The 13,248-nt window shown below is 54.0% G+C and carries 9 protein-coding genes; all 9 read left to right on the top strand.

Annotation, left to right across the window (positions count from 1 at the left end; genetic code table 11):
- Nucleotides 1-116 precede the first annotated feature (116 nt).
- The 9 genes from K3T83_RS21065 to K3T83_RS21025 all read left to right on the top strand — a co-directional run bounded on the left by K3T83_RS21065 (nucleotide 117) and on the right by K3T83_RS21025 (nucleotide 13,143).
- On the top strand, nucleotides 117-1,979 hold the full coding sequence (locus K3T83_RS21065; protein WP_220204908.1) for a serine/threonine-protein kinase: 1,863 nt from the start codon (nucleotides 117-119) through the stop codon (nucleotides 1,977-1,979).
- Between the two features lie 48 nt (nucleotides 1,980-2,027).
- Entirely contained in the window at nucleotides 2,028-4,556 is a 2,529-nt protein-coding gene (locus K3T83_RS21060) for a PP2C family protein-serine/threonine phosphatase (RefSeq protein ID WP_220204907.1), read from the top strand.
- A 293-nt stretch (nucleotides 4,557-4,849) separates the two neighbouring features.
- Nucleotides 4,850-5,212 carry an NADH-quinone oxidoreductase subunit A gene (locus tag K3T83_RS21055; protein WP_220204906.1) on the top strand — a complete coding sequence of 121 codons (363 nt, stop codon included), beginning with the start codon at nucleotides 4,850-4,852 and terminating at the stop codon, nucleotides 5,210-5,212.
- Nucleotides 5,203-5,931, top strand: a complete 729-nt coding sequence (locus K3T83_RS21050) for an NADH-quinone oxidoreductase subunit C (RefSeq protein ID WP_220204905.1) — start codon at nucleotides 5,203-5,205, stop codon at nucleotides 5,929-5,931. Before K3T83_RS21055 ends, K3T83_RS21050 begins: the two co-directional genes overlap by 10 nt.
- A 42-nt stretch (nucleotides 5,932-5,973) precedes the next feature.
- A complete protein-coding gene (locus K3T83_RS21045; protein ID WP_220204904.1) occupies nucleotides 5,974-6,330 on the top strand; it encodes a hypothetical protein in 357 nt (118 codons plus the stop codon).
- A gap of 61 nt (nucleotides 6,331-6,391) precedes the next feature.
- Nucleotides 6,392-7,549 carry an NADH-quinone oxidoreductase subunit D gene (locus K3T83_RS21040; protein WP_220204903.1) on the top strand — a complete coding sequence of 386 codons (1,158 nt, stop codon included), beginning with the start codon at nucleotides 6,392-6,394 and terminating at the stop codon, nucleotides 7,547-7,549.
- Between the two features lie 62 nt (nucleotides 7,550-7,611).
- Complete coding sequence (locus tag K3T83_RS21035; protein WP_220204902.1) at nucleotides 7,612-9,024, top strand: complex I subunit 1/NuoH family protein; 1,413 nt, start codon at nucleotides 7,612-7,614, stop codon at nucleotides 9,022-9,024.
- A 204-nt stretch (nucleotides 9,025-9,228) separates the two neighbouring features.
- A complete protein-coding gene (locus tag K3T83_RS21030) occupies nucleotides 9,229-11,049 on the top strand; it encodes a peptidoglycan-binding domain-containing protein (RefSeq protein ID WP_220204901.1) in 1,821 nt (606 codons plus the stop codon).
- Nucleotides 11,050-11,277: 228 nt separating this feature from the next.
- Nucleotides 11,278-13,143: a hypothetical protein gene (locus K3T83_RS21025; RefSeq protein ID WP_220204900.1), complete on the top strand. Its 1,866-nt coding sequence runs from the start codon at nucleotides 11,278-11,280 to the stop codon at nucleotides 13,141-13,143.
- Nucleotides 13,144-13,248 lie beyond the last annotated feature (105 nt).

The following is a 13,248-nucleotide window of genomic DNA, read 5'->3' as shown; positions in this document are numbered from 1 at the left end:
CCAATATGAGTATGAAACTTGTCGAGTGGAGTATATGTTTCCTGGACCGCCCATAGAACACATGCGTTTAGAGGGCAAGAAGGAGTTCAGGCAGTTATAGAGCGGTATATAAAGATATGGCTAGTAATTATTCTGATCCAAACAATATATCATCAGTGCGCCATGCCAGCGGACAGGGCGGCAATGGAACAGACCAGCCACGTCCATCGGGGGCACAGTTTGCATCCATACCCTCTTCCAATGCCGGACAGTCTGCCTCCTCCTCGTCGTCAGCCGATAGTGGAGGGCAACGTCGTCGCCTGGCCCCTGGAACAGAGCTATCTGATGCACGCTACCGAATTGAGCGCCCGGTCGCCGCTGGTGGGATGGGAGCCGTCTATCTGGCAACTGATAAACGCTTTAATCGTCCATGCGCCGTCAAAGAGATGCTCGATGACTTCAATTCAGATGCGGAAAGACAACAGGCGGTAGAGTGGTTTGAGCGCGAAGCAACCCTGCTGCTCGACCTTAATCATCCCTGCATTCCACGTGTCCGCGACTTCTTCATGGAGGGTGGCAAACATTATCTGGTAATGGACTTCATCGATGGCATGACACTCGCGGGCGTGCTGGAGAAAGAGGGCCATGTGATGGGCGTCAATGGCGCTCGTGGAGTCACGGAGGCACGAGCACGCAACTGGGCCAGACAGGTGTGCAGCGTGCTGAGCTATCTGCATAACCAGACGCCGCCCATTATCTTTCGCGACCTCAAGCCATCTAATATCATGGTCACGTCACGTGATGAAGTTAAATTGATCGACTTCGGTATTGCTCGTACCTTCCAATCGCAGCGTCAGTCCACGATTATTATGACCGTCGGCTACGCGCCACCGGAACAGGTCTACGGCATGCCCGAACCACGTAGTGATCTCTATGCGCTGGGGGCAACGCTGCATCGCGTGTTGACATGTCACGATGCCGCCAATAACAAGCCGCACATCTTCTCGTTCCCACCGATTCGCTCGTTGCGGCCCGATATTTCCCCTGCCTTTGAGCAGGTTCTTATGAAAGCGCTGGGCAGCAACCCGGATCAGCGCTGGCCAAATAGCGCGGAGATGGAGCGAGCTATTATCAATCTCCCTCCCATTACCGTCACGCCGCCTCTCTCTCCAGGTGCAGGCCAACCAGGGTCAGGACCATCTGTCCATCCAGTCACGCCACCGGCAAATTTGAGTCAACCCGGTAGCGGCCCTTCCGGTAGCCCATTGACGCCGAACGTTCCACAATCGGCGGGCGGGACAATCACCGGGCCAGCTGCATCTTATATCGTTGCAGCCCAGGGACATCTGGCAACCAATCGCATCGAAGAGGCCTACAAAGCTGTCATGCAGGCATGTGGAGTAGAACCGAATAACCCGGTGGTCCATAAACTCTTCGGCCAGGTTTTTGCCCGGCGCGTGCCACCCCAGATCGAACTGGCGCTACAAGCCTATAATAAATCTCTACAATTCAACCCGGATGATGCCGAAACACACAAGCTGGTCGGCGATATCTGGCTGTTCCTGCGCCCTCAACCGGCTCAGGCTATCCCGGCGTATATCAAATCCCTGAGTTTGAATCCGAAAGATGCTGAGGCTCATTTCCGATTGGGGCAATGCTACGAGAAGACCGGTCAATTAGAGCCTGCCTTACGCGAGTATCAGGAAGCTCTGCAACTGGTGCCCAGGCAACCGGTACAGCCGGCGCTCCATTTTGCGTTGACTCTTGGGCAACTCGCTCAGCGGATCAATCAATTGCCGGTAGCTGAGCATGCTTTTGTGCAGGCTCTCGTTATTAATCCTGCCGAACACCGGGTACGCTTTATGCTTTGCCAGGTGTACGAGATGCAAAACAAATTAGAAGATGCGTTGCGTGAGTGCAGTTATATCATAGCACCCTTGGGTAATGATCCGGCGGTACAGCAGACGTATCAACGTTTACGAGCGCGTTTAGGACGGTAAGAGGCGATTTCTATGCGCTGTATATCCGGCATGAAGGGGAATGTGTCAATGAGTACACATAGCAGTCTATCTCAAAGGCAAATGAGGGCGGGCCAATATACAGGTCGCGCCCTCAGCGGATTCCTTATTGCGCTGCTATCATCACTGTTTTTCATTTCACCCGCTCTGGCGTCTTCTCATCAAGGTTCACCAACGCCGCAACCACAGGATCTCACGCGCGCAGGGGTCTCGGTTGTACGCCTGCTGATTTCGTACAGTCAACCCAATCAATCGAAGCAGGGATCAGCCCCAGCAACAACGGCCCAATGTACCGGTCTGGGCGTGCTGGTGGGCAGTGGGCTAACTGGCAAAAACAATCAACAGGTGAACTGGGTGCTGACCAATGCCAGTTTACTTGACACAGGCAAGGCGCAGTGTGTGCCAGCACATCCAGCCGCGACGCTCAGCTCGATTGAAATTTACATGAGCAGCGCCTACAACAGTCAGCAACCCGTATCTCCTATTGCCACCATTGACGAAGCCGCGTTGAAAGACGCAATTCATACCCAAAACAATCTGGCTCTGCTTTCCTTTGGCGGCACCTCGATCAAGCTTCTCCCTTTCCTTGATCTTGCGGTTGCTGATCCTACCCCACAGGCGGCGATCTATCTTTCAAAGGATATCAACACGGTAGCGGTGCCACTTTCTTCGATCAGTGACACCAAACAGGTGAGCAATTTTAAGCCCCAGATTCAGCAGTACCTTACACCTACACGCAAAGCCATCGCCACGCAACAGGACTTCACCAGCGCAGAAAAAGAAGCGGGCATGCCACTTGTAAATAGCACGGGTGAGCTGGCTGCCATGACAACGGCTGATGGGAAACAGGTCAATAGTACTGATATTAATAAGCTGTTGCAGACCGTTGATGCAATCAAAAATCCTCCCTCCAACATCGTCCACGATAATTGGAATAACGGCATTACCGCCTATTATCGCAGTCAGTATGCTGATGCCGAGCAATCATTCAATGCAGCGGCAACAGTCAATAATCAGTTCGAGGGGGCGCAGAAGTTTGCTCAGACCGCGCACGCGGCCGCGCTGAGCGCCACACCCACACCCAGGCCCACCAATACGCCTGTTTCTTCTGGCACCTCGCTGTTCCAGGATGGCAAGATTGAGGGCGTTCCGATCTGGCTCGCCAGCGTTGTTGGCTTGATCCTGCTCATCGCCATCATCATTATTGTGAGCCTGATCTTTGGTCGCTCGCGCGCTCGTAAAAAGCGCCTCGAAGACGAATTCGCCCAGGCCAATCGCGATGCAACGCTGGCAGCTCAGCGTATGATGATGGAAGAGGGCCAGCAGCAGCAGGCGACATGGGCGCAACAGCCAACCATGCAGATGCAGCCCGGTGCTCCTCCCATGCGGGCTGGAGATGTGAAAACCAGCCCGCTGCCACCCGTTCCAGAGCTACGTTGCCCCAATTGCGGCGAACCGGTGGCAAAGGGTGCGACTCGGTGCCCACACTGCCAGACCTGGCTCTCTCCGTCCGAATCCGGCATTCATATGCGCCTGAGAACACCAGCACCGCCAGTAGCCCGTTCTATGGCAGATCAGCCGACGCTGGTTTCTTCCGGCCCTCTGGCCGAACAGCCAACAATAGAGATGACGCCCGGCGGCAGACTGAATGGGCAGGGAGAGAACGATGCAACCGAGCCATACGGCCTTCAGCGCTGGCATGGACACAACGTCGCCTTCGCGGTGGGAACGCGCTCCGATCCAGGCATCAAGCGCCGATACAAGCCCAACGAAGATAGTCTCTTCGCCGCACAAAGCATTCGTGGCGATAACGCATCACCCCTGCATATCGGCCTGTTTGTCGTAGCCGATGGCATGGGAGGACACGCCAACGGACAGGATGCCAGCCGCAAAGCAATTCAGACCATCATCGATTTCTTATTGCCCAAGCTGATGAAGCTCAGCGATTTGCAGGATGACCTGCTCGAACGCTTGCTGGGCGAGGGTGTGCAGCAGGCAAATCAGGCGGTCCACTCCAATAATATGGAGAAGGGAGCCGATATGGGAACGACCATGACTGCCTGCCTGATCGTCAACACGACGGCGTATGTAGCCAACGTGGGTGACAGCCGCACCTATCTCTATCGCGAGGGCAAGGGCTTAAGGAAAGTCACCAACGACCACTCGGTGGTGGCAAGCCTGGTCGAGGCTGGTATTATCAAGCCTGACGATATCTACACCCATCCTAAACGAAACCAGATCTATCGCAGTCTGGGCGAAAAACCGGTCGTCGAGGTCGATACCTTTACTGTCCATCTCGTGCCCGGCGACAAGTTCCTGCTCTGCTCCGATGGGCTGTGGGACATGGTACGCGATCCCAAGATCGAAGAGGTCATCAGGACTACGACGCCCAATCCCAACCAGACAGCCGATGCACTGATCCAGGCAGCATTGGATGGCGGCGGCGAGGATAACGTCAGCGTGATCGTCGTTTCGGTGCAGGAAAACGATCAACAAGAACAGGTGCCCAGCTTCCAGCTTATCGACAAACCCGACACCATCCAACTGCCGCAGCTCTAGCGGCGGTTCTCAGACAGAGCGAGGCCCCCTGGTGGTTCACGCAAGGAAAGAGGCAGTAATGCATATCTCCTGTGCGAACCATCAACACCCCGAGCGACCACAAGTGTCGCGCCCTGCCATAAACGGGCCGTGCGATTCACCATCGCGTATGGTAGGGTGCGACACTTGTGGTCGCCCGCTGTTTCCGTAGAGGCTACTCCCCCGATTGGTCGCACCTTCCACCCTGTGCTATAATCAATGCAGTACTTCTTGCCCGTGTCAACCGGACAGGGCAGTTATTGGAGGGATTGCTTGTGTCAGCGAATATAGCATATCTTTACGCAGGCATCTTATTAGCAGCCGGATTTGTTTTTGTTATTGTCGTCACAGTCCTTGCTAATTTGCTTGCGCCTCATAAACACACAAAAGAGAAGTTGCAGACCTACGAGTCAGGAGAGACACCGATTGGCTCGGCCTGGGTTCAGTATCCGCTGGGATTCTACATTTTCGCACTACTTTTTGTCGCATTTGATGTAGATATTGTGTTTATCATTTCCTGGGCAGTCATATTTAAACAATTAAGTATATTCGGCTTTGTTGAAATGCTCTTCTTTATTGTGGTTCTCGCGCTCGGCCTCGTCTATGCCTGGCGCAAGGGAGTGACTCGATGGATCTAGTACCGCGTTCACGGAGTATGCCCAGCGCCACAACTGGGTATCGAGACCAGAATGCCGCGCTCGCCCGCGATCTGGCCCCTATAGCACAAATTACAGGGAAACCTGTAAGCCCTAAGACACTCAGAGGCGATTATCTCGCCCTGGATATTGACCGCGAACATCTTGTTGCGGTCTGCCGTTTTTTACGTGACCAGCTTGGTTTTGATCTGCTCAGTTGTATTTCGGGCGTCGATATGCTCGATCATCTGGAGACGGTCTACAACATTCGTGCCACCACGCGCGGCCAGCTGATCCAGTTGAAAGTCCGTATCGACACGCAGAACCCGGAGGTTGATAGCGTCGTCTCGGTCTGGCCGACAGCGAACTGGCTGGAGCGCGAGACCTACGATATGTATGGCATCCGTTTCGCAGGCCACCCCGATCTGAGGCGCATGCTGCTCGATGACGATTTCGAGGGCTATCCCCTGCTCAAAAGCTTCCATCAGGTTCCAATGACGGTGAAGCCGCGCGCTACCACGCAGGTTGATCCCAATATGGCAATCTCCGGCAAATTCCAGCAACAGAACCTTGAACGCGTGGTTCAGAAGAAACTGGGCCAGGGAATGGAAGAGCGCCTGCATCCCGGCACCCCAACTTTCGGTCATGCCTTCCACGGCAATGATGAGGCCAATCAGGAAGAGGCCAACCCGGAAGGCGAAGCGGTGTCCGGCAACAGTTAATGTTCCGATAAATAGACGCCGGAGAGGACGTGAGTGGGTGGCATGCCAAAGGCGAGACGAAACAATAAAAAGGGGACTGCGCATAGGAACACAGCCAGTACAACGCAACGACGTACGACTGATGCCCCTGCCAGTACGACAACTGACAGACAAACGGTACATACTACACGCGCTGCCAGGCGCATAGAGCAGACATCCAGAGTCAGTAGCTATCAGGCATTGATTATGCCCGGAATGGTCACGCTGGGATGCCTGGGTCTGGCGATCTCATTTTCCTTTTTTACAACCGATCCAAATCGTTATCTCTACGGTGGCATCGCCGCGTTGATGGCCCTGATGTGGGCCTATAGTTTCTGGCTGCGTCTGCGGAAAATCCAAAGCGGACAGAAGCAACAATAAAAAGATATAGTAAATCAATTGTTTCGAGAGAGAAAGTAACACAGTATAAAAGAGGTCATTCATGGCTACAGACCAAGAGAACGGCATGACTCCCGGCACCGCGACGCAAGAGTCGGAAGAGGGTCTCAAGTCACAGGAGATGCTGCTAAACATGGGTCCGCAGCACCCCAGTACACACGGCGTGTTACGACTGGTGCTGACGCTTGAAGGAGAGACGGTAGTTGACTGTACTCCGGTCATCGGCTATTTGCATCGCGGCATTGAGAAAATCCTGGAAAATCGTCCGATTATGGGCGGCATTCGCTATATGGACAATGCTGATTACCTCTCCCCTATGCTTAATGAAATTGCCTATGCTGGTGCTGTTGAACAGGTAATGGGCATCGAGCTACCACGTCGCGCACAATATATTCGTCTGCTCACCGGCGAGATGCAGCGTATCGCCAGTCATCTGGTTGCAATTGGCACATATCTTGTCGATCTTGGAGCCTTTACCCCCATTCTCTGGACGTTCCGTGATCGCGAAGGCATTCTCTCGCTGTTCGAGGCGCTGGGCGGCAGTCGCTTCAACGTCAACTATATTCGCGTCGGCGGCGTGCTGCATGATTTCCCCAAAGATTGGCTCAAAGAATGTGAAGCATTCCTCGACCAACTAGAAAAGAATACGGACGAGCTGGACCGGCTCATCACTGGCAACGAAATCTTCGAGGCTCGCACACAGGGCGTTGGGTATATCGATCCTCAGCAAGCGCTGGCCTATGGACTGACCGGCCCAATGCTGCGCGCCAGCGGCATCAACTGGGATCTGCGCGTCAATCGCCCCTACATGGCCTACCGCGAAGTACCAGTCAACGTTCAGGTGCGACAGGAGGGCGACTGCTATGCGCGCTATAAAGTGCGCTTGCAAGAAATCTACGAGAGCATCCGCCTCTGCCGCGTTGCCATTGATAAGCTGCCTGGCGGCCCGATCAGTACCCGTACGCCTATCGCCCTGCGCCCACCGCGTGGTGAAACCTACTTCGCGATCGAGAGCAGCAAAGGCGAGCTGGGCGTCTACTTTATCAGCGATGGCAGCGAATATCCCTGGCGTGCAAAATTGCGCGGTCCATCCTTTGTGAACTTGCAGGTCTTGCCAGAATTGCTGCGCGGCCACAAGATGAGCGACGTGGTGGCAATTATGGGTAGTACCGATATTGTATTAGGTGAGGTTGACCGATAAAGCTGATCGCGAATGTATACAGGCGACTCACCCCTGTACATTCGCAGCTGGAGTTATCTCTTATGAACATTTCTATTGCAGACGATATATGGTATCTACAACTCTGGCACGGAATTATCTCGTGGGATTTTCTACAGTTTGTTGTAGCATTCCTCTCTTTCTTCGGGTTCGTTTTGACGAGCGCGACTCTCCTGGTCCTGGCCGAACGCAAAGTCATGGGCTGGATGCAGGACCGCTTAGGACCAATGCATACCGGACCCTGGGGACTATTGCAGACGGTAGCCGATGTGGTGAAGCTGCTCTTGAAGGAAGATATTCGAGTCGCGAATAGCGATAAAGCAATCTATCTGTTAGCTCCGGCAGTCTTTCTGGCTCCGGTGATCGGCGTTTTTGCCGTCCTTCCTTTTTCGCCCTTCATCAGCATTCCAGGCAGCGCCATTGCTACCGGTATTGTCTACTACGTGGCGATGAGTTCAATCGATGTCGTCGGCGTGATTATGGCCGGTTGGGGGTCCAACAATAAGTATTCGTTGATTGGCGGACTGCGTTCGGCGGCGCAGATGATCTCCTACGAACTGCCCCTGGTCCTCTCGCTGATTAGCATAATTATGCTCACCAGCGTTCTGGTCGGGCTGCCCGGTTATCCCTCCGGCCCATCTGGTATCGGAACCCTTGCACTGGTCGAGATTCAGAAGTTCCAGAATGTCTGGCACAATACCGGCATTCCTGTACTGGACTTCATCTTCCAGGGCTTCACTCCCTGGGCCTGGTTCTTCCTGGTGCAGCCACTCATGCTCGCCATCTACTATATCTGCGGTCTGGCCGAGACCAACCGCGCTCCGTTCGACCTGCCAGAGGCCGAGTCTGAACTGGTCGCGGGATATATGACCGAGTACAGCGGCATGCGCTGGGCGATGTTCTTCCTGGGCGAATATGGCAATATGACCATCGTGTCCGCCATAGCCTCGTATCTCTTCCTGGGCGGCTTCTCCGGTCCCGGTGTGGCCTATCTCACAGGTCTGAACAATCCTGGCTGGGGCTTGCTGGGCAACCTTCTGGGCATGGTCTATCTGATCCTCAAGATCTACCTGCTCTGCCTCGTCTTCATCTGGGTACGCACAACGTTGCCGCGCCTGCGTTCTGACCAGCTGATGCAGTTTGCCTGGCTGATCCTCATTCCGGTCACACTCGTCAACATTATTGTGACGGCTGGCCTATACCTGATCGTGAACGCGTTCGCAGCACCGGCCTGGGTCTTCCTGGTCGTTCTAGGTATCGTGAACTGGGCGATGGTCTTTGGCTTCATCTGGATTGTGGGTCGCGCCACCGTGTCGAGTACACGTCGCGCTCAAGCCCCCGCCATTCGTGCCCAGCGCCGCGCAACCAGCGTTCCGGCGTTACAGTTGCGCGATGGCATTCCCGCCAAAGTTGCACAGATTCCAGAAAGCGCCGCCACCGCCAGCGGACAAAAGTAACCCGGCAGGCATTTTATAGCAGCATTAGTATCAACTAAAGAAGGCTATCCAACTCAGGTTGAAGTTGGATAGCCTTCTTTTCGCACAGATGCAGACTTTTCTCTAGCTTTGGTGTAAACTGTAAAGTATGTGCATCACTTATCGTAAGGAAAAGGTGGGGGGTATATAGAAGGATCTTAATTTTTTTTAAAGAGGGAGCTTCACATGCGCTTCGTCGAAATGCCAGAGCCTGCCAAACGTATCTTATTTCTTGGCGCAATTGTGGTGGGTGCTATCATGTTCATCTACATCCTGGTGTCCAACCTGACCGATCTCTCCAATCCATCTCCACCAACCACCACTCCCACGCGCACCCCTGCTCCAACCAAGATTGCAAATGTCTCGCCGCTCCTCTTCGGCACCAATCTCGATTTCACGACCGATACGAAGCAGCGAGCGCAGCCCTCAACGCAAGTTACTGATGTGCTACAAAATATGCATCTGCAAATCATCCGTATCTCTTTTGCAGAAAATCCCTCTCAGACCGACATCAAAAATATGGCCCTTTATGTTCAGAGCCTCAAGGCCGTACCGCTGGTCCCATTGCATGGATCGCTGTATGCGCATGCTCAGGCCGATAATACGCTGGTAGTGCAGACGATGAAACAGGTCTTTGGCAACACGACGGTCTACTATGAATATGGCGATGAGGAAGATGTCCTTGGCGTCTCCGCTGAGCAATATACGGCTGATTGGAATGCCAATATTCCACCATTGAAACGCCTGGCCCCCAACGGACAGTTCATCGGACCTGTGACCTATCACTACGATCAAGACTACTTACGCTCCTTTTTACGCAATGCCCAGCCTCTGCCCAACGAGGTCAGTTGGCACGAGTTCACCTGCGATGGCACCTGGAGTAAGCAACAGTGTATCAATGGCATCAGCGCGTGGAACCAACACATTGCCTCGGCTCGCACCTTGATGAAGGGGTTGTTGCAAACGACGCTGCCAATCATGATTACCGAGTGGAACTACGCCGCCAACGCTCAGAACAGCGATGGGAAAGGCAACGATAGCACCTTTCTCACCACCTGGACCAAAAGCGCAATGCAAACGCTGGCAACCAATCAGGTCTTTGCCTCCATGCAATATTCCGGCACGAAAAGCTCAACGCCCACCGTCAACAGCAATGACCAGATTATGGTCCAGGGCCAGGTCATGCGCTCACTCTATGAACAATATTTCTCAAAACCGGGATCGCCTGGGTCCACCAGCACACCGACCCCAACACCAACGGCCACTCCCGAACCGACCGACACGCCCACGCCTACTCCTACCCCGACTCCTGACACAACCGATACTGGCGCAACGACAGAGACGCCGCCTGTTATTCCTCCAACCATCCCGGTTCCAACGCCGACCCCTACTCGTGTTGTGGTGCCAACGCCCACACCTGTCCCAACTCCTACACCCGCGCCTATCCCAACACCTACTCCGACACCAGTTGTGGCTCCTACGCCCACACCGCTCGTAACGCCCACGCCTATTGGTGAAGCGACGCCCACACCCACTCCTACAGATGAAGCGACGCCCACGCCTGCCGCAACGCCTACGATCGAAACTACACCGACCGACACGCCACCAACACCTACTCCAACGGTGGAAACTCCCGAGCCTACTCCTTCTCCAACAGTGGAAGAGCCTACTCCTTCTCCAACAGTGGAAGAGCCTACTCCCACACCCACGCCTACTCCTACACCGACGCCCACGCCTACTCCCAAACCAAAACCAACGCCCACGCCTACTCCCAAGCCGGTTTGTCCGGCAACGATCCAATCTGGCAGTACGGGTTCGTTGGTAAAGACGTTGCAGAAGGATTTGAATAGTCACGGGATGAAGGGTCAGGACGGCAAAGCGCTGGCAGTTGACGGCGATTTCGGGCCAAATACGCAGTACGCCGTAAAAAGCTGGCAGAAGAAGGCAAAGATTGGGGTGGATGGCATTGTTGGCCCACAAACCTGGCATTCGCTCGGCCACTGTTGATACTCGCTCCACTGCGTTCAGGTGCTCATCATACATTATCAAGCGAGAGGAGCTGTTTTTTAACAACTCCTCTCGCTTTTTTGTAGACGCCTGGATAGCCCTCTTTTCACAAAGATGAAGACTTTTCTCTAGCTTTGATGTAAACTATAAAGTATGCTGATAATGCTCACGAGGCAAGGTAGAGGATGTATAGAAGGATCTTAATTTTTTTTAAAGAGGGAGCTTCACATGCGCTTCGTCGAAATGCCAGAGCCTGCCAAACGTATCTTATTTCTTGGCGCAATTGTGGTGGGTGCTATCATGTTCATCTACATCCTGGTGTCCAACCTGACCGATCTCTCCAATCCATCTCCACCAACCACCACTCCCACGCGCACCCCTGCTCCAACCAAGATTGCAAATGTCTCGCCGCTCCTCTTCGGCACCAATCTCGATTTCACGACCGATACGAAGCAGCGAGCGCAGCCCTCAACGCAAGTTACTGATGTGCTACAAAATATGCATCTGCAAATCATCCGTATCTCTTTTGCAGAAAATCCCTCTCAGACCGACATCAAAAATATGGCCCTTTATGTTCAGAGCCTCAAGGCCGTACCGCTGGTCCCATTGCATGGATCGCTGTATGCGTATGCTCAGGCCGATAATACGCTGGTAGTGCAGACGATGAAACAGGTCTTTGGCAACACGACGGTCTACTATGAATATGGCGATGAGGAAGATGTCCTTGGCGTCTCCGCTGAGCAATATACGGCTGATTGGAATGCCAATATTCCACCATTGAAACGCCTGGCCCCCAACGGACAGTTCATCGGACCCGTGACCTATCACTACGATCAAAACTACTTACGCTCCTTTTTACGCAATGCCCAGCCTCTGCCCAACGAGGTCAGTTGGCACGAGTTCACCTGCGATGGCACCTGGAGCAAGCAACAGTGTATCAATGGCATCAGCGCGTGGAACCAACACATTGCCTCGGCTCGCACCTTGATGAAGGGGTTGTTGCAAACGACGCTGCCAATCATGATTACCGAGTGGAACTACGCCGCCAACGCTCAGAACAGCGACGGGAAAGGCAACGATAGCACCTTTCTCACCACCTGGACCAAAAGCGCAATGCAAACGCTGGCAACCAATCAGGTCTTTGCCTCCATGCAATATTCCGGCACGAAAAGCTCAACGCCCACCGTCAACAGCAATGACCAGATTATGGTCCAGGGCCAGGTCATGCGCTCACTCTATGAACAATATTTCTCAAAACCGGGATCGCCTGGGTCCACCAGCACACCGACCCCAACACCAACGGCCACTCCCGAACCGACCGACACGCCCACGCCTACTCCTACCCCGACTCCTGACACAACCGATACTGGCGCAACGACAGAGACGCCGCCTGTTATTCCTCCAACCATCCCGGTTCCAACGCCGACCCCTACTCGTGTTGTGGTGCCAACGCCCACACCTATCCCAACGCCTACACCACCAATACCTGTTCCAACACCTACACCAACATCGCTCATCACTCCTACAACTACTCCAACTGATGGCACGACGCCTACAGCCACGCCTAATCCTGGCGTCACCCCTACCGTTGATACGCCGCCTACTGAGACTATTCCCGATCCTACCCCGACTCCAACGGTGGAAACACCTGAGCCGACTCCTCCCCCAACAGCGGAGGAGCCGACTCCCACACCAACGGCAACTCCGGTTCCTCCTACACCGACTCCTACGCCGGCCAAGCCGACTCCTACTCCTACGCCGAAACCGAAGACATGTACTACCGGTTCGGTTTCATCGAATCCAATCTATCACGGCAACGGCTATGCCTCCAGCAATGGTGGCACCTATCGGACCGTCAGCGGGAATTGTGGCGGGAAAGTATACTTCGCCTTTAGCAGCGCACCTTCGGTCAAAGATACCGAGGTACGGCTCTGTACCGCGAGCGGCTCCTGCGGTAGCTGGGTCAAATATACGTCTGTTGGCAGCAAGCTGCTGATCAAGAGCGGACTCAGCGCTGGTACATCGTTCCATTTGCAGTTCCAGGGCAACGGGGCCACCGCCTCTTACAAGGTCTCCGGCAATATCTATTATTAGTCGAACAAAAAAAGCGGGAAACATCAATGTTTCCCGCTTTTTTTGTTGTACTCCGAAAACAGAATTGCCCGCCTCAACACTTTACAAAGCGCAATCTGTCAGGTA

This window comes from Reticulibacter mediterranei, assembly GCF_016587455.1.
Note: the sequence above shows the minus strand (reverse complement) of the source record. Positions and strands in the feature narration are given on the sequence as shown.